This is a genomic window from Halobacillus litoralis (assembly GCF_020524025.1).
Lineage (GTDB): Bacteria > Bacillota > Bacilli > Bacillales > Halobacillaceae > Halobacillus > Halobacillus litoralis_D.
This window is the reverse complement of record NZ_JAIVKN010000002.1, coordinates 399,640-418,798: the sequence shown is the minus strand read 5'-3', so window position 1 is coordinate 418,798 and position 19,159 is coordinate 399,640. Positions and strand designations below refer to the sequence as shown.

General features: G+C 37.2%; 18 protein-coding genes. All 18 read left to right on the top strand.

Features of this window, described 5'->3' with window-relative positions:
* The first annotated feature begins 105 nt into the window (after positions 1–105).
* Complete coding sequence (locus LC036_RS08675) at positions 106–1,194, top strand: NAD-dependent epimerase/dehydratase family protein (RefSeq protein ID WP_226581097.1); 1,089 nt, start codon at positions 106–108, stop codon at positions 1,192–1,194.
* A gap of 333 nt (positions 1,195–1,527) precedes the next feature.
* A complete protein-coding gene (locus LC036_RS08670; RefSeq protein WP_226581094.1) occupies positions 1,528–2,454 on the top strand; it encodes an NAD-dependent epimerase/dehydratase family protein in 927 nt (308 codons plus the stop codon).
* A 29-nt stretch (positions 2,455–2,483) separates the two neighbouring features.
* Positions 2,484–3,119: an acetyltransferase gene (locus LC036_RS08665; RefSeq protein ID WP_226581091.1), complete on the top strand. Its 636-nt coding sequence runs from the start codon at positions 2,484–2,486 to the stop codon at positions 3,117–3,119.
* A gap of 127 nt (positions 3,120–3,246) precedes the next feature.
* The gene (locus LC036_RS08660; protein WP_226581088.1) at positions 3,247–3,987 is read left to right on the top strand and encodes a YveK family protein; all 741 of its coding nucleotides are present in this window, start codon (positions 3,247–3,249) and stop codon (positions 3,985–3,987) included.
* Positions 3,956–4,579: a hypothetical protein gene (locus tag LC036_RS08655; protein WP_226581086.1), complete on the top strand. Its 624-nt coding sequence runs from the start codon at positions 3,956–3,958 to the stop codon at positions 4,577–4,579. The genes LC036_RS08660 and LC036_RS08655 overlap by 32 nt, the downstream gene beginning before the upstream one ends.
* A gap of 29 nt (positions 4,580–4,608) precedes the next feature.
* Entirely contained in the window at positions 4,609–6,066 is a 1,458-nt protein-coding gene (locus tag LC036_RS08650; protein WP_226581083.1) for an oligosaccharide flippase family protein, read from the top strand.
* Positions 6,059–7,351: an O-antigen ligase family protein gene (locus LC036_RS08645; RefSeq protein ID WP_226581081.1), complete on the top strand. Its 1,293-nt coding sequence runs from the start codon at positions 6,059–6,061 to the stop codon at positions 7,349–7,351. Before LC036_RS08650 ends, LC036_RS08645 begins: the two co-directional genes overlap by 8 nt.
* Positions 7,348–8,397, top strand: coding sequence for a glycosyltransferase family 4 protein (locus LC036_RS08640; RefSeq protein ID WP_226581078.1), 1,050 nt, complete (start codon positions 7,348–7,350; stop codon positions 8,395–8,397). Before LC036_RS08645 ends, LC036_RS08640 begins: the two co-directional genes overlap by 4 nt.
* 12 nt (positions 8,398–8,409) lie before the next feature.
* Positions 8,410–9,021, top strand: a complete 612-nt coding sequence (locus LC036_RS08635; protein WP_226581075.1) for a sugar transferase — start codon at positions 8,410–8,412, stop codon at positions 9,019–9,021.
* Positions 9,022–9,096: 75 nt separating this feature from the next.
* Entirely contained in the window at positions 9,097–10,239 is a 1,143-nt protein-coding gene (locus LC036_RS08630) for a DegT/DnrJ/EryC1/StrS family aminotransferase (RefSeq protein ID WP_226582478.1), read from the top strand.
* A gap of 62 nt (positions 10,240–10,301) precedes the next feature.
* Positions 10,302–12,137 (top strand): polysaccharide biosynthesis protein, encoded by a 1,836-nt coding sequence (locus tag LC036_RS08625; RefSeq protein ID WP_226582475.1) that lies wholly within the window; start codon positions 10,302–10,304, stop codon positions 12,135–12,137.
* 28 nt (positions 12,138–12,165) lie between these two features.
* Positions 12,166–13,392 (top strand): glycosyltransferase family 4 protein, encoded by a 1,227-nt coding sequence (locus LC036_RS08620; protein WP_226581073.1) that lies wholly within the window; start codon positions 12,166–12,168, stop codon positions 13,390–13,392.
* A gap of 359 nt (positions 13,393–13,751) precedes the next feature.
* A complete protein-coding gene (locus LC036_RS18625; protein WP_413229860.1) occupies positions 13,752–14,021 on the top strand; it encodes a helix-turn-helix domain-containing protein in 270 nt (89 codons plus the stop codon).
* Between the two features lie 247 nt (positions 14,022–14,268).
* Entirely contained in the window at positions 14,269–15,249 is a 981-nt protein-coding gene (locus tag LC036_RS08610) for an NAD-dependent epimerase/dehydratase family protein (protein ID WP_226581070.1), read from the top strand.
* Positions 15,246–16,664 (top strand): UDP-glucose dehydrogenase family protein, encoded by a 1,419-nt coding sequence (locus LC036_RS08605; RefSeq protein WP_226581065.1) that lies wholly within the window; start codon positions 15,246–15,248, stop codon positions 16,662–16,664. The genes LC036_RS08610 and LC036_RS08605 overlap by 4 nt, the downstream gene beginning before the upstream one ends.
* A 375-nt stretch (positions 16,665–17,039) precedes the next feature.
* The gene (locus LC036_RS08600) at positions 17,040–17,132 is read left to right on the top strand and encodes a DnaB-like helicase C-terminal domain-containing protein (protein WP_226581062.1); all 93 of its coding nucleotides are present in this window, start codon (positions 17,040–17,042) and stop codon (positions 17,130–17,132) included.
* A 222-nt stretch (positions 17,133–17,354) separates the two neighbouring features.
* Positions 17,355–17,570: a hypothetical protein gene (locus LC036_RS08595; protein WP_226581060.1), complete on the top strand. Its 216-nt coding sequence runs from the start codon at positions 17,355–17,357 to the stop codon at positions 17,568–17,570.
* A gap of 393 nt (positions 17,571–17,963) precedes the next feature.
* Positions 17,964–19,076 (top strand): hypothetical protein, encoded by a 1,113-nt coding sequence (locus LC036_RS08590; RefSeq protein ID WP_226581058.1) that lies wholly within the window; start codon positions 17,964–17,966, stop codon positions 19,074–19,076.
* Positions 19,077–19,159 lie beyond the last annotated feature (83 nt).

Genomic DNA, 19,159 nt, shown 5'->3' with positions numbered 1-19,159 from the left:
TGACTTTAGCTTTTTTGTTCTTTATATTGAACATTAAGAGTTAGGAAGCACACTTGATATAAGTGGTGATCCTATTATTGTAGTAAACCTAAAGGGGGAACTAAAATGTCAATCGTGATCATAACAGGGGCGGCAGGATTAATAGGATCGGAAGCGGTAGAATACTATGCTGAGAAGAACTACAAGGTAATTGGTATTGATAACAATATGAGAGAGCTATTCTTTGGAGAAGAAGGTTCAACGATTTGGAATAGAGACCGACTAAGCAAAAAATTTAAACGATATTATGAACACCACGATATTGATATTAGAAATAACGAAGCGGTAAATAAACTATTTGAAAAATACAAGTCTGATATCTCCTTGATCATTCATACTGCCGCACAACCCTCCCATGATTGGGCTGCAAAGGATCCTATTATGGATTTCACTGTTAATGCAAATGGAACCTTACATTTATTAGAAGCAATGAGGAAATACAGCCCTGAAGCCGTTTTTTTATTCACTTCAACAAATAAAGTCTATGGAGATACTCCCAATCAATTACCTTTAGTTGAGAGAGAAACCAGATGGGAAATAGACCCAGAACATGACTATCAAAATGGAATTCCTGAAAGCTTAAGTGTAGACCAAAATATGCATTCTTTATTTGGTGCTTCAAAATTATCTGCAGATATTCTTGTACAAGAATATGGTAGGTACTTCAATTTGAAAACTGCTTGTTTTAGAGGGGGCGTATTGAGTGGGGCGCGTCAATCCGGTGTTAAGTTGCATGGTTTTATAAATTATTTAATGAGATGTGTAATGACCAACACGCCGTATACAATTATAGGTTATAAAGGTAAACAAGTAAGAGATGTTATTCACTCAACAGATGTAATCTCTGCTTTTGATGCTTTTTTTGAAAAGCCTCGAACTGGAGGAGAAGTCTATAATCTGGGAGGAGGCAGAGAGTCGAATATCTCAATGGTAGAAGCGATTAACGCCTCTCAGGAAATATCCGGTAACAAACTTTCGACAAGTTATGATGAGAATGCAAGAGCTGGGGATCACATTTGGTATATAAGTGACTTGGACAAATTTAAAAATCATTTTCCAGACTGGAAACAGAAGTATAATGTAAGGAAAATAATGGAGGAAATCTATGAAACGAATAAAAATAGGTGGATCAATAAGGAAATCGTGAAGCGTTGAAAACAATAGTGAGATATTTGGGACAAGGGTGGAATAGTAAAAAAAGTCTATCATCCCTACTTAAGAATTAGAGATACATTTCTTCCTAAAATGAAATTATATCCAAGAGAAATTTCTGTCTTCTTAAGTCAAACATCAATTTAGATTTAACTAAGTCCGAAGTACTAAAGAATATCAATATATTGATTAATGTTCTCTCTAAGATCCTTACTGGAAAACCATTATTATAAGTAGTGACCTGAAAAGATAGCATTGGTAAAGACTGCGCCTGTTTGTTCTTTATAATGAACGAAAGGGCGCTCCTAAGCACTAAAAAAGGAAGGGTGGACACAGTTGAAGGTATTGGTAACTGGAGGAGCTGGGTTTATTGGATCCCATATTGTTGAGGAGTTACTGAAGGGAAACTATGAACCTGTCATAATAGATAACCTTCTTTCTGGTTGTAGAGAGAATATCCCAGAAGGTGTAGTGTTCTATCAAGCTGATATTAAAGGAGATCTGGATTCTATTTTTCGCGAGGAAAAGCCTGATTTTGTTATTCATCAAGCGGCCCAGGTATCGGTAACAAAGTCGATAGAAAATCCTTTATACGATGCTGATGAAAATATTTTGGGGACACTAAATTTGTTAGATGCTTGCATAAAGTATGACGTAAAGAAATTTGTGTTTGCGTCATCTGCTGCAGTATATGGAGAACCGCAGTTTTTACCAATCAATGAAGAACATACAGTTAACCCCATTTCATTTTATGGTCTTTCAAAGCTGCATGCAGAGAAGTGTATCCAATTATATTCAAAGCTATATGGATTAAATTATACTATTTTAAGGTATGCCAATGTCTTTGGACCAAGACAGGATATTAACGGTGAAGCGGGAGTTATAGCAATATTCATTGAGAAATTTTTGAATCAAAAACCACTTTCCGTTTTTGGAGATGGTTTGCAAACAAGGGATTTTGTATATGTGAAAGACGTGGCGAAAGCTAACATCGCCTCTTTAAATCAAGGAGACAGAGATATATTTAACATAGGGACAAACGTAAGAACCTCTATTATTGATTTAATAGATTCATTAGAAGATGTAGGTAACAGAAAGATCTCTCCAAAAATGCTCAAAAAGAAAGAAGGAGACATTCAACATAGTCTTTTATCCAATCAAAAGGCACAAAAAAACCTTCAATGGATCCCCAGTTTTGGGTTTGACATTGGGTTGGGAGAGACTATTGAAGATTATCAAGAGAAAAGAGTTGAATTAATTTAGAAGGATGCTTTTATAAAGGTGGAAGAATAATGAGAAAAGTTGTTGTCATCGGTAATGGAGGACATAGCAAGGTAATTCAAGATCTTATTACATCTTACTCAGATTTGACCATCTCAGCTATTTTAGATGATAGATTTCAAGAAACAGTAGAAGTAAAGGGCATCATAAAAGGACCACTTAGCTCAATCTCATCCTTCATAGATAATAAGGGGTGTTACTTTATAATTGCAATAGGAGATAACAAGTTAAGGAAGCGGATAGAGGCAAAACTTAGGTTGCCAAAAGACCGTTACTTGTCACTCGTCGATAAGACCGCAAATCTCAGTCCAAGTGCACGTATTGGAAATGGTACTGTCATTATGGCTAAAGCAGTAGTCAACACGGATACCTCAGTTGGAGACCACGCAATAATTAACACAGGAGCTATAGTAGAGCATGACAACCGCATTGAAAGTTTCGTACATGTAGCACCAGGCGTAACGCTTACTGGAAATGTTGAAGTTGGAGAAGGCTCTCTAATCGGGGCAGGATCCGTTATTGTACCTGGTATAACTGTAGGTAAATGGTGTGTAGCAGGTGCTGGATCAACAGTAATAAATGATTTATCTGATTATAATACTGCTGTAGGTACGCCTGCAAGGTCAGTAACAAAGGTACAAAAGTAATAATTAGTCATATCTACCCTCTCGTTCTTTATAATGAACAGTGATAGGTAGGAATGAAATTTTGTTGTTGCTATATTATTAAATACACTTAAAGTACTTAAGGATAACATTTCCTGAAACGGAGGGTGTGGGAGATGAAATTATGGATATAAAAAGCTTTATATTGGTTATGAAAAATCGATTTGCAACTATTTTGCTGACTGCTGTTATTATGTTTGGAATATCGGCTGTAGCTACACTTTTCTTTATAAAACCTACTTATGAAGCAAATGAATATCTTTTAATTGGTTCTTTGAAAAATGAAGAGACGGTCGCAGATACTCAAAGGGTTAACAGAATGCTGGCATCTACTATGGATTTAATAAATAGTTCGGTTGTCTTAGATCAGGTTCAACAGACAATGGAAATTGATAAAGAAGAATTACTCAAAAGTATAGCAATTAAAAATAATCAAAACTCTCAAATAATCAATATCTCTGTTAGAAATGAGGATTCTGAAAAAGCCTCACTTATTGCAACAACAATAGCAAAGACTACGGTACGTCAGGTGAATGAATTGTTAAATGTAAATGACGTCGAAGTATTAAACAAAGCTGAAAGTGACTTTGAAAAAGTTGGAAGCATCCAAGTCAATTTGGCAATAGGTTTTGCAGTTGGATTACTTGTAGGCATTGGACTTGCCATGCTTCGAGAATACTTTGACGATACAGTACGAAATTATCATGAGATAGAGTCAGATTTAGGTTTATCCGTCTTAGGTGAAATAACAATTAATGAAAAGAAGTATCTGAGAAAGGTAAAAAGGCAGAGTGGAAAAAGTGAGCCAATAAAAGAAAATGGAGGAAACATCAGTGCGCAGTCTAACTAAACAAAAACGGGGAAATCAGTTGGATGAGCAGATGGACATTCTTTGTATGAGAATTGAGGAAGGCATTGCTAAGGAGCCTGTCATGCTGATGGTCTCATATGCTGGTAAAGAGGATAGCCGGGCAATAATAACTTGTAAACTGGCGAGTCTTCTCGCAAACAGAGGGAAAAAGGTGCTTCTGGTGGATACTAACTTTGAAAATCCTTCTTTACATGAATGGTTCAGAACCAACTCTTTATATGGATTTTCGGATTTACTAATTGATGGACCTTCACAGCAGATGTATAAAGAAACAATGATAGAAGGCTTCACATTCCTTCCTGCAGGGTCAAAAAAGGATGTGATTGGTAGACGTTTAGAGCCTAATTATGAAAAGGAACTGTTAAAGTGGAAAAAGGTTTATGATATTGTGCTCTTTCAAGCGCCTTCTGCTCAGGTGTCAAATCCTCCTTCTTTTGTTACAAAAGCGTGTGAGGGTGTGATTTTTCTCGTGAAAGAGAGGAAGGACAAAAAGAAGGATATAACAAAGCTTGCAGAACACTATATGAAACTTGGAAAATACGTAGCGGGAGTCATTTACCAAAAAACGTAGAAACAGCTGCAAATAAGGTGGAACGTAAGATGAAAGCAATTAAAGGCAATTCGATCGGAAAAAACATCCTTCATTTGTTTTGCAGTACAGTGTTAGCAAGTGTATTAAATGCTGTTGCATTAATCGCTCTTGCATCTTATTTAGAATCTTATTATTACGGATTGTTCAGCGTGGTTTTAGCATTCTCAATGATTATGGGTTACTTTACAGATGCGGGTCTGAGTCGCATCGTGGTTAGGGAAAGTTCAATTAAAAAAAACAGTATTCCAATTGTAATTATGTCCTATCTAAAACTTAGGATTGCTTTTCTAATTGGAACGCTATTTCTGGGATTTATTTTAATTCACACGTTCTATCCAAAGCAGTTGGAACTGATACAAACTTCCTACTACTTACTAATTCCCATGGTCACAGGTTTAACCTTGCAGAGTATAGGTACCGCTTACTTTCAGGTAATAGAAAAAATGCAGTATTCGGGACTGATACGCATTACGACCTCTATCTGCCTAGTTATAGCCGTTTTAATTGGTATGTCGCTCTCTATAAGTCCTATTAAGATAAGCTTTCTATACGGAGTATCCTATTTAGCCGGTGGGGTCTTAGCTCTGTTGCTGGTAAGAAAAAATATGGACTTTAAGTATAAGAGCAAATTTCATAAGGGTTTATTTAAAGAGTTATGGCCATTTACGATAGCTGGATTATTATTTGTCTTGACACCGCAGTTAGGACCAATCGTGCTCGAACAAACAGTATCTTTAAGGGAGGTAGGTTTGTTTGCTGTAGCGTATCGAATCCCTCAAGCATTACAACAAATTCCATTTGTTGTGGCAGGGGCGTATTTTCCAGTCATGTACCGATGTTTTAATAACAACAAGTTTAAAGAACACATGAATCATAATGTAATGTTAGTGAAGATCATGGCACTTATGGGTATGTCTATCGCAATTCCTTTATTTTTCTTGTCTGATTTTATCATACGCCTGCTATTTGGTGGAAGCTGGGCAGAAGCAGTTGAACCATTAAAAATATTATCACTGATGCTGGCTCTTCAGATGATCAACATCTCTCTTGCGGACGGTTTGACCACTCAATCGATGCAGGTCAGGCGTACAAGGGTTGAAATGATTGCACTATTGTCTGGTGTTATTTTCTATTTCACCTTAAGTAACTCATACGGCATTATAGGCGCAGCTTTTGCAGGACTTATGCTCGAGATGGTTTTTTTTATCGGATATTTAGTTTGTACACCTCAAAGGCTGACTCTCTTACAGCAAGCCGTGTTCCCTTATCTTACCTATTTTATAGCTTGTTTCATATTCCTAAACTGGCTTTTTTCAGATTTGCCGAGTCTATCGACATTTGTAGGGTACCTCCTTCTTTTAATAATGGTAGCACTTGACCGACCACTAAACAGAAAACTATTAAATTATGTTAAGAAATTACCTTCTCGTAAGAATTTAAAATCTAAGGGGGTGGAACATGGATAATAAGGCGAAGGAAAAAAACGTGGTATCAGGGACTTTGTTGTTTTTTCTTTTTCTTCTCGTGACACTGGGGAAATATAATGTTTATTTAGGATTTGCTTTGAAGCCTTATATGATATTTTGCATAGTATATCTCATGTTTCATCTCTCCTCTTTTAGGTTTTGGAAATTCCAAATTTTCGAAGTATGTATGTTTTGCTTTTATTTTGTCTACCTGTATTCAGGGGCCTTTTCTCTTTACGCCATTTCAAGTCTTAGGATATTGCTTGGAGTTATATTGTATTTATCCTGTTATATCGTTATAAAAGACATTGTTGCTAAAGCTAAGCACACCATGATTAAAGAATCTCTGGGCTATGCAGGGATCACTTTCAACCTCATAAGCCTTGTCCTGTATGTCATTGGTCTGAAAAAGAATGATTTTGTTATGAGTGGTGATGGCATTATCTCTTACGGAGTGATGTTTGACAGGGATTATCCCCGCTTGATAGGAGCTGTACAGGACCCTAATATCTTTATTTTTTATAATACTATTTTTTTTACTTATTTCTTATGTCACACAAAATCCTGGGTGAATAAGATAGGGCTATTGCTCTGTATTACAACCACTCTATTAACTTTTTCAAGAGGTGGGTTACTTGCGATGGGTTTGATCTTTATTGTTTACTTCTTCATGAATCGCCCATTAGTCCAGTTAAAAATGGTTTTGGGAATGATTGCCTCATTTTTTATCCTTTCTTATATCATGATCGTTCAGCTGAATTTTGACTTTATGGGAATTTTAGAATCAAGGATTGATGATTTTGGTAGGGATGGAGGTAGCGGAAGGTTCGAGTTATGGGGACGGGCGTTAGATTTTTTTTCCTCAAATACATTTTACGGAATAGGTGCTTTTAATTATCGCGATTACAACAACTGGTTCTATGGAGACGATCTATATGTTCATAACACGTTTCTTGATATTTTATCTGAATCAGGGCTAGTAGGAATCATTTTCTTTTGTACATTTATGTTGGTGTTAATCTTCCAAATGTTCGAAGTTGCTATCTACAGGAAAGAACCTTTTCTATATTTAACTTTTATTGGATTTGTGCTGCAGATGCTCTCTTTATCTTTTGTAATTAATGATATGTTCTTTCTATATCTAGCCATACTATCTGCCTTTTTACGTATAGAGCAAAAACAAATCGATATTAAGAATTTGGGTAAGGCTCATCAATCTAACCCATTTTATCTGAATCATCCTGCTATTATTTCTCAGAAGAAAGGAAGGGATTCGTTATTATGAAGGTTCTGATGCTGACAGATAAATTATTAACTGGGGGAGCTGAGAGTTACTTTTGTAAACTAGAGAATTCTCTGAAACATCCAAAGTTGCAGGTTTATACAGCAGCAGCACCTGGTGAAATGTTTAACAAGCTGAAGCGCAAAGGAAATTATGCGCAGATAAGTCGGAAAAACCATCTCAATAATTTATTGAAAATCACAAGGATCGTGGTAAAACAAAAAATAGACCTTATTCATGCAAACAGTTTAAAGATGGCATTAATAGCTATTTTCATTAAAAAGACGATAAGAAAGAATATAAAAATCGTATATACCAAACACAGTCTTACTCTTCTAGACTCAAAAGCATCTTTATTTTCATTTTTAATGAACAAATACGTCGATCGAATCATCGCAGTGAGTCAATTCGAAAAGGATAGACTCGTTTCTTTGGGAGTGAAGCAGCAAAAAATTGAGGTTATTTATAACGGGGTGGACTTAAAGCAATTTCATTTCTATGAAAAAGAAACGGAAGATCAGTTTAACATTGGAATTCTCGCCCGGTTATCTGAAGAAAAAAATCACCAACTTTTCATTGAGATTGCAAATAAGCTTAAAGAAATTCCATCAGTCAAGTTTCACATTGCTGGAGATGGTCCGGAAAGTGACAGGATTTCAAATATGATTTCCACACTAGGTCTTACTCACAAAGTGAGCATGTTAGGAAACGTTGACCAGCCTGAGTCCTTTATTAAAGGAATGGATCTGCTGCTACTTACTTCTCACTTGGAAGTTTTCCCAATGGTGATTTTAGAAGCAATGGCTGTTGGTACTCCTGTCATTTCAATTAACAGAGGAGGTATTAAAGAAGCCATTTTAGACGGGGAAACCGGCTTTTTAATCACTGACCATTCTGTAGACGATTTTAGCTCCCAAATTATGTCTATGCATTCTGATAGTGAGAAGACAAAAAAGATTGTTCAAGCAGCGCGGAGAAAGGTAGAGAATGAATTCTCCGACAATAAAATGATTGATCGTACCTTAAGTGAATATTTAAAGTGTATGTGAGGAGGGGTATAAATGAAGAGGCTTAGCGACTTGTTCGCAGCTTTGGCAACCATCATTATTTTATCTCCACTAATTGCAACGGTGGGGCTATTGGTAAAGTTAACGCTTGGTTCTCCGGTCATTTTTAAACAAAAAAGAGTAGGACAACATTGTGAGACTTTCATCGTTTATAAATTCCGATCTATGAGAAACGCAAAGGATGGAGATGGGAATGACTTGCCAGATGACAAACGCATTACCGCATTTGGGAAATTCATTCGAATGTCTAGTCTGGATGAATTGCCTCAGCTATGGAATGTATTAAAGGGAGATATGAGTCTAGTGGGACCGAGACCGTTACTCGTAAAATACTTGCCTTACTATACACCAGAAGAAAATAAACGTCATTTGGTGAGACCTGGAATTACAGGTCTTGCGCAGGTGTCTGGAAGAAATTGTTTGGGATGGGAAAAGAGATTGGCTCTTGATATTAAATATGTAGAAACAATGTCTATAAGAATGGACCTATATATATTAATGCAAACTATCCAGAAAGTTCTTCTAAGGGATGGGATGATAGAGGTTCAACGGGAAGTCCTGTCTGATTTGGACGTTGAAAGAAAAAAGCTGGTCAAGTCTGAATGAAATATCTTGTTATTCTAAATGGAGGGTAGAAAATTGAAATCCTTAAATAAAAGAATATATCTATCTCCGCCACATATGACGGGCAATGAACAGGAATATATAAATAAAGCTTTCTCGTCGAATTGGATTGCTCCTTTAGGACCGAATGTGGATCAATTTGAAGCCAATCTTGCAGACTATGTGAAGGTAAATAATGCATTGGCAGTGAGTTCTGGAACAGCTGCTATTCATTTGGCTCTGCGCTTGCTTAATGTTAAAAAAGGTGATGTTATTTTTTGTTCAACCCTTACTTTTGTAGCGAGTGCAAATCCAATCTTGTATGAAGGGGCAACGCCAGTTTTTATTGATGCCGAATTTGAAACATGGAACATGTGTCCAGTTTCACTTGAAAAAGCACTTCAAAATGCTGCGAAAGATGGCCCGTTACCAAAGGCTGTGATAGTTGTAAATCTATATGGACAAACAGCGAAAATGGACGAAATTATAAGGGTTTGTCATGAGTTTGGAGTCCCCATTATAGAAGATGCCGCTGAATCACTTGGTGCGGAGTATAGAGGGAAAAAAAGTGGAAGCTTTGGCGACTTCGGGATCTTTTCATTTAATGGAAACAAAATCATCACAACTTCTGGTGGTGGCATGCTTGTCACAAATAATAAAGAAGATATTGAACAAGCCAGGTTTTTATCTACACAAGCCCGGGATAAAGCAGCACATTATCAGCACAGTGAGATGGGTTTTAATTACAAATTGAGCAATATCCTTGCTGGAATAGGCATTGCTCAACTTCAGGCGATTGAGGAACGAGTAGAGAAGAAACGAGAGATATTTTTTCGATACGAAGAAGAGCTCGGGAGCTTGGACGGGATTACGTTTATGAAAGAATACAGAGATAGTAGGCATAATCGGTGGCTGACGACCCTAATGATTGACCAAGCAAAAACCTCAACAACACCGTTGAAATTGATTGAAGCTCTAGAGAAAGAAAATATAGAAGCCCGACGAGTGTGGAAACCTCTCCACCTTCAGCCTTTGTTTAATGAAGCTCCAATTTTTCAAGTGCACGAAGGAAGCAGTGTAGCTGAGAGATTATTCGAGAACGGGTTATGTCTTCCCTCCGGTACAAATATGACAAAGGAAGAACAGTACCATGTTATTAATACAATTAAGAAGGTTATTCTTAAGCAGAAAGAGTGCTCGACAAATCCATTGGTCGTGTAAATATAAGAAATCGTTCTCTATTAAGAATGGGATGGTTTAATTTTGAAAGGAGAATGGTTATGGTGAGTATTCAAAAGAGATTTTACTCCTTATCTCTGTTGGATTCCTTAATTGTCCTATGTTCATTTTACTCGACGCTACTTTTGGTTTTTCCTATATCCCAGGTCTTTACTACCTCACTATTAGTCGTTGCATCTGCACTTGTTATTAGCCATTACATCTTTGCTCATAAATATAATTTGTATAAAAGAGCGTGGGAATTCGCCAGTACAGGAGAAATGATTCTTATAGTGAAGGCAGTGACTTATTCTGTTCTGACAGCAGCATTGCTTCAATTCATTATGATTCAGGAAATATACCTAAGGCTTTTTGTCTTCATTTGGATGATGCAATTTTTCCTTATAAGTGGCTCCAGATTCTCTTGGAGAATTCTCAGGGATAAACAGAAAGAGAAGAAAAGGTTAAGAGATAAACGGACATTGATTATCGGAGCTGGTTCAGCTGGGACATTATTAGCGAGACAGCTCAATCAGAGCAGTGAATGTGACTTAAAACCGGTTGCTTTTGTCGACGATGACAAACAAAAGCAGTATTTGGATATATTGTGTATTCCTGTGGTAGGGGGAATAGACTCTCTGCAGCAAATAGTGGTTCAACACAAGATAGAGTCTATTATTATTGCAATCCCATCTCTAAATAAAATTGAACTTAATCGGATTTATGGAGAATGCAAGAAAACGAATGTTAAGACACAAATGCTGCCTATGATTGAAGATCTTGTGACCGGTAAGGTGTCGGTTAATGATATTCAGGATGTAGAAGTAGATGATTTATTAGGGAGGAAGCCCATTAACCTAGACATTCAATCGATTGAAAGTATGGTTACAAACCGCGTCGTGCTGATAACAGGAGCGGGTGGATCTATAGGTTCAGAGATTTGTAGACAGGTAATTCAGTTCAGTCCTTCTACCATTGTACTACTTGGTCATGGTGAAAATAGTATTTATTCAATAGAAAAAGAACTAAAGTCGTTAGCCGAAGGTGACATTAAGCTAATAACTGAGATTGCTGATATTAAAGACAGGGATCGCATGTTTTCAATTATGAACATTTATAACCCAGGGGTGGTGTTTCATGCGGCAGCCCATAAACATGTTCCCCTTATGGAAAAAAATCCTGCTGAAGCAGTGCACAATAATATTTTTGGAACTAAAAATGTTGCTGAAGCTGCTTCATCTGCAGGTGTGGAGACGTTTGTCATGATTTCAACAGATAAGGCAGTAAATCCTACAAGTGTAATGGGGGCAACTAAGAGAGTAGCAGAAATGGTTATACAAGAACTTAACAATGAAAGCATTACCCGTTTTGTCGCGGTACGGTTTGGTAACGTTCTCGGAAGCAGGGGAAGTGTTATTCCGCTATTTAAGGAACAAGTTAAAAAAGGCGGTCCTGTAACCGTTACCCATCCTGAAATGCAACGATACTTTATGACTATTCCTGAAGCATCCAAACTTGTTCTGCAGGCTGCTGCCCTGGCTACAGGAGGAGAAATTTTCGTGCTTGATATGGGCAAACCTGTCAAGATATTAGACCTTGCTAAAAATCTTATTAAATTATCAGGGTTAACTGAAAATGAAATAGAGATCCAATTTACAGGAATACGACCAGGAGAAAAACTATATGAAGAGTTACTGAACGAATATGAAATTCAGAACGAACAAATTCACCCTAAAATATATGTTGGAAGTTCAATAGAAGTTCATACAGAAGAAATTTTGAATAATATTCATGAGTTGAGCAGTGTGAACGGGGAGGGATTAAGAGAATTACTTCTTTCTATTACAAATCCAGTACAAGAAGATGAGAATGAAAAGGTAAACAGGACGGTTTTAGTATAACTGTTTAAAAAATTGGAGGCTCAAAGACATGACACAAGTAAAGAATGTTTATCTTATTACACCCTATACTGTACTCCCGGGAGAAAAGGGGTTTCACCGTTCGCCTTATATAGCAGAAAATCTTGCAAATCGAGGGCATAATGTCACCTTGGTTACAAGCAACTTTCTTCATTATGATAAGGACTTTCGAGATAAAAAGAAAATTGCTGCCTTATCAGCAGAATTGCCTTACGACATCGTTCTACTTGACGAAACGGGTTATAAAAAAAATATTGGTTTTGATCGCATTAGGAGCCATAACTTTCTATCCAAACAATTAAAAGGGTATTTAGAAAATCTTGAAAAAGATCCTGATGTCTTGTATTGTACCTATCCCCCGATGGATACAACAAGTGTTGTGGGAAAGCACGCTAAAAAACATGGAATTCCATTTATGATCGATGTGATTGATACATGGCCTGAATCCATAAAGAGCGTGGTAACACTTCCAGACAGGTTGGTTGATACAGTTCTATATCCTCTTACCATTTATGCAAACACTATCTATAATATGGCTGATTATGTGATTGGTCTTTCACAAAGTTATGTTAATCGAGTAGAGATGGCAAATAAAAAGGCTAAAGATTATGCCCCCATTTATCTAGGTACTGATCTTGGTTACTTTGATCAATGTAAGCAGCAAAGCATTAAAAAAGATCCTGAAGAATTCTGGATTACGTATGTTGGTATGGTAGGACATAGTCATGACCTTGATACAGTTATTAAAAGTGTGGCACTCCTAAAGAATGAGGGGATAGATAATATTGTTTTTAAAGTTGCGGGTGCTGGTCCTTTATTAGACAAGTTTAAAGAATTAGCAAATAAGTTAAATGCACCAGTTCATTTCACAGGTCAAATGACTTATGAAGAGGTTGTGCCGTTGCTTGCTAACTCAGAAGTTGCTGCCAATGCACTTGTAAAAGGAGCACAGCAGAGCATTACGTATAAAATTGCTGACTTTGTTTCAGCCGGACTCCCTGTTCTGAACAGCAGTTTAAATAAAGAATTCGTTCAATTAGTTAAAGAATACCAAATAGGATTTAATTACAATCCAGGTGATTATAAACAGCTGGCAGAGTTAATTAAGAAACTTTATAACGACCGCATGTTATGCAAAGAGATGGGTAATAACGCAAGAAGTCTTGCCGAAGAACGGTTTGACCGAAGAAACACGTATGGAAGAATCTATGATATGGTCGAACAAGCCACTATTTAACAATAAGAATAACCAAAAAATCAGCTGAAAATTAGATTGAGAGTCCTGCCCCATTATTATGGAACCACTAGGGATAGAAAAAGTAAGAAATATGAGACATTTGGTGCAGTTGTGGATTTTTAGCGGGTGCTAGAAGATTAGAATGAGCTAATTCAATTTTTATAGAATGAGTAATCCAAGTCTCAAAGGACTACAACGAGGAGGACATTAACCATCGTAATAAGTACATTAAAAGCATGTCTGAAGGAGTTATTTGGTAGACAACTAAAGATAACGAAGGAACTACCATTAATGAATATAAAAGTGAAAGCTGCCGGAACCTCATTTGGAATTCATGTTGATGTGACATTGAAAAATTTATGAATGGATATTTTAGGATGAAGGACGATGGCATGAGCAATCAAGGGAGTCATTTAGCGAACTGGAAAAAGATAAAAAAATTACGTATGGATCGGCAAATTTCATTGTCTTCTCTTTCGAGGAAATCAGGGGTCTCAAAGGCTTATCTTAGTCTATTGGAACGAGGTAAGGTCAATAATCCTAGCCTGAGAATAGTATTGAAAATTGCTGAAGCTTTAGAAATTGATATTAATAAATTGGTGAAGTCATCCTGCACGAAATATAAATAATTGCACCCCATCGTTCTCTATTGAGAATTATATACAGAAGGGTTATGAACAAAGTTGAAAACTGAAGTAGTTTTTCATTAAATCTAATCACTTGATAAACGCAGTATTTGAAATGATTAGTATATTTCATCTAAAACGAGTGTTCCAAAAAGGTGTGGTGACAAATACAGGAAGAATATTTATTCCTCTTTAAGACATGGCTGCAGGCAGATATCTTACTTTCTATTAATGAAAGGGTGGCTGAAAATTGAAAAAGATAGTTATAACAGGAGCAGCGGGATTTCTGGGTTCCCATCTAGCTCAAGAATTAATTGACAGGGGAAATAAAGTAATCGGAATTGATAACTTTTCCACAGGCCATGAAGAGAATGTGATGGAGCTCCTTCGGCATGAAAATTATACTTTTCTTAAATTCGATGTTACCGATCCAATGGTATTAGAGTTAGATGAACTTTTTGCCATTGAGGAAATTTTTCATCTCGCTTCCCCGGCTTCCCCGAAATTCTATCAGGAAGCTCCTTTCGAAACAATTGCCGCTAACACTATAGGTACAAAAAATATGCTTGATTTGGCATATAGAGAAAAAGCTTCATTTTTATACACAAGTACAAGCGAAGCATATGGAGATCCTGAAATACATCCTCAGCCAGAGACATATCGAGGTAACGTAAATACATGGGGACCAAGGGCTTGTTATGATGAATCAAAACGTTTAGGCGAGGTCTATTGCTATGAATATTTTCAGCGCTATCAAATTCAGGCTAAAGTTGTACGTCTTTTTAATACTTATTCAGCAGGACTTCGGAATGATGATGGAAGAGTGATTTCAAATTTTGTAACTCAAGCAATCTCAGGAGAAGATATTACTGTTTATGGTGATGGTAGCCAGACGAGGTCGTTTTGCTACGTTGATGATATGGTCTCTGCACTTCTTTTAACAATGAAATCTGAACAGGCGACAGGTCAAATTATAAATTTAGGAAACCCCACAGAATATACAATTTTAGAAGTAGCCAACCTTGTCAAAAGGCTAAACTCTTCTAATAGTAAGATTACCTTTTTACCATTGCCGTGCGATGACCCAAAGGTTAGAAGGCCAATGATTGATAAAGCTAAACGGCTTATTAAGTGGGAACCGAAGACAAGTCTTGAGGAAGGATTGCAAAAAACAATTGCTTCCTACACAGAAAAACGAATGGAAGTGCAAGAGAAGGTGGTTCAATCATGAAGATATCTTGTATAGGAGCAGGTTATGTTGGTTGTGTCACTGGCACCGCTTTTGCGGCATTGGGTTACAGAACGACAATAATTGATATAAACTCACAAAGAATTGATGCGTTAATTAATGGAAGAAGTCCAATATATGAGCCTGGACTGGATATATTAATTAAAAAAACAATTGGTAACACACTTTATGCAGATTATAGCTATAATTATGTATCAAATTCTGATGTAATATTTATTGCAGTAGGAACACCTTCAACCAATGGTGGAAATGTTGACCTATCATATGTTGAGATCGCGGCAAAAAACATTGGAGAAAATTTGAATCCATTCGGTTTTACCGTAATTGTTAATAAATCGACTGTTCCAGTTGGTACCGCAGACTTAGTTACTACTATTATTGAGGAAACTTCTGGTTTAAAGAATGGAAAACAATTTGCTGTAGTTAGTAATCCAGAATTTCTTAGAGAAGGATATGCTTTAGAAGATGTGTTTCTTCCTGATCGTATAGTAGTTGGCAGTAATAGTGAAAAGGCGAGTCAAATTATGAAAAAACTGTACAGCAAAATTGTAACTCGAGAAGGTTTCAACACCTTCTCAGATGTGATAACTCTAAATAGAAAATGTCATCCTTCTTTACCCAGATACTATGAAACAGACGTTAAAAGTTCAGAAATGATTAAGTATGCTTCTAATGCCTTTCTAGCTGTGAAAATCAGTTATATTAACGAAGTGGCAAGATTAAGTGATGCTTTAGGCGCAAATGCTTTAGATGTAGCTAGAGGTATGGGCATGGATTCAAGAATAGGAGAAAAATTCCTTGAAGTCTCTTCTGGTTGGAGCGGCAGCTGTTTTCCAAAGGACACTTCAGAATTTCTCTTAACCAGTCAACAGGAAAACTGTGAGCTCTCAATTGTAGCATCGGCCATTAAATCTAACAAGGAAATGCATGATTATTGCATTTCCAAAGCTGTCCGCTCATTAGGGACACTAAATAACCGAACGATCGGTATATTAGGCCTAACTTTTAAGCCCAATACAGATGATGCCAGAAATACACAAGCTTCTTATATTATTGAAATGTTATTAAAAAATGGAGCTACTGTGAAGGTTCATGACCCTCAAGGAGCGGAAATGTTTAAATCATTAAACGGACATTTAGATATCGAATATTGCAGTGATCCGCTTGACGTTTTTACTGAGGCAGAAGCAGTGATGTTACTTACTCACTGGAGTGAATATCTTTATATCCACTGGGAGGATGCATTTAAACGCATGCATAATCCTTATTTTCTAGATACAAGAAACTATTTGAAGGATATTGGATTGTCGGATATAGGTTTTTATTATGAAGGAATAGGGGTTCCTTCTCATAAGCAGTCGGTTACTACATCCGCTGCATCACTAATAAAAATTTAATTCTATTCTAAGGGTGTAATATTGGCTGTTAGATGCTTGTCACGCCATCACCTGAGATAGAGACCTAAATGATAGCGTAGTGTCATTTCTCTATTAATGACGCTACGCTTTTAAAATATTATATATTTATATCATCTTACACTTTGAATACGTAGGCCGCCTAATGTTTTATGCGATTACTATTTTCCTAATCCAGAGGTGAATTAACCTATGAATGGTTTGGAATCACCAAAGACTTTAGGGTAAGTTTTAATGATAAAGCAAAAATGTAAACTCTGCTTACCTTTTTTGCTTTTTTTCAATTGAAGACATAAAAAAAGGTTTTAGTACGTAATTTAAACTCTGTGTGTCACCATTGTAAGCAGGACGGAAGAAGTGGAGTTAATTATCGACAAGCAGCGGAACGGTCCGGTCGTTAGTGTGAAGCTTTCGTTTGAAAAGGAGTACGGAAGCTTTAAGAATGCCTGATTGTGTAAAGGTTTAAGTGAGTAGTCATTCTTCACTGGAACGGGTGCCTTCTTCTACATTGGAAGCAGGAAAATTGCTTGATCATGTAGTAAATAATACATACAAGGGTTCCATTTCTTGATCCTTGTTACTCTTCCGAATCTCCTCACAATTCTAGTAATCTATAGGACCTGACAGAGAAACGCACAGGTGAGGAACAAAGTAAAATAAGGGGGCCTCCACATGGCAGAAGTATCTTCGATGAAGCAAGCTGTTGATGTGTTACTGAAAAAGGGGTTATCCAAGAGGGATATCTTAAGCAATGTCGATAACAGCCATTTTCCGTTTGATGATGAAGAAGTCGTCATGACCTTTATTGATTTACAAATTGAATGTTCCTCGGATGATGAATTCAACAAGCTGGTGGCATATTTATATGGATTTAATTCAAGTATTTAATAAAGATGATTTCTCTCGCTGTCAAAAAAAATTAAATGGAAAGGTTAGTAGTAACTCGAGTATTACCAGCAAATCTTATAGTAAAAAAGTTCTTTTATAGGACTCCTTATAGCTCATTGCCTTCATCGGTGATGGGCTATTTCATCTGTGCTTTTCCCCGATGCGGTTGAAAGAAGTATCGCTATATCGTGATTGGTTGTCTTTGCTAGTTAACAAAGTTGGAGTGTTACTGTTAATGAAAAGATGAAAGGAAATTGATTCATAAAAATATAACAAAGTTAACATTTCCAGAACTTACATACCAACGATTTTGGTTGTTTCCTAGCCTAATAGTCCCATTCCCTGTTAGAATGATACGTATTGTAACAAATTTGTAACACGGAGGTAATATTTATGGGATTTTTAGCCGGGATTGCAATTATTGGCTTTCTTGTATATTTGGTGAAGGCGTTTGTCTCCATTTTTAAGAAGAATGGAACAACGAAAAAGAACTTCGGAGTGGCAGGCGTATTATTCGTGCTGTTCGTTATTTTTAGTAGTCTATCCGATGCACCTGCTGACGAAGCAACGGAGACGAAGGAAGCGGATGCTGCTGAGGAAGAAAAAGTAGAGCCGGAAGAAAAGGAAGAAGCTGAGTCTGAGGAAGCGGAAAAGGAACCAGAACCAGAGCCAGAGCCAGCTTCAACGGAAGATATTACGGCAGTCGTTAAGAAAGACATGACGGATCAGGCATTTAAAGATGCCAAAGAAGACTTGAACGCGGAACACACCGAAAGTGTTTCGATTGGAAATGGCAACGTTGGCTATGTGTTGAAGGCGACTGATGGATTTGTCGTTGCTTCTACAGACGGTGAAACAATTATGGACGTCCATACGTTTGCTGATATGGATGAGGTAAACGCGTTTAGTGAAGAGCAGGTTGCAGCTGCTGAAGAGAAAGCTACAGAAGATGCAAAGCAGGCGCGCAAGGATGCCATGATTAACCTAAGCGGAAGCGGCGACACAGCAACAGATGGAATTGAACTGCAGGCCGGATGGGCAATTTTTGACGGCACTCATTCCAATGGCAGCTCCAATTTCGCGGTTGAACTTCAGGATGAATCTGGTCAGAACCTGGAGCTATTGGTAAACACCATTGGCACTTATAACGGGAAGACCTTTGCGATGATTCCATCAACAGGAACGTACTATTTGAATGTAACAGCCGATGGATCATGGAATTTTGATATTCACCAGACTCCCCCTGTAGAAAGACCAGATGCGCCAACGACACTAACTGGTTCCGGCGACGACGTGGTCTTTGTGAATGCGGATAGTGGCAACTATAAACTTTCCTTTACTCACGCGGGTGAGTCTAATTTTGCTGTTCTTCTGAATGGTCAAAACTTATTAGTTAATGAAATCGGTCAGTATAAAGGTTCTACGAGACAACCGTTCCAGGACAACGGGATGTATGCCTTTGTAGTGACGGCTGATGGTGATTGGTCTATTAAAATGGAGAAATAGGTTGTAAGAAGAGTTTGGCACATGCCAGACTCTTTTTTTCGTGAGTTAATTGTATTAACGATTAAGAGGAATATAGCGGAAGA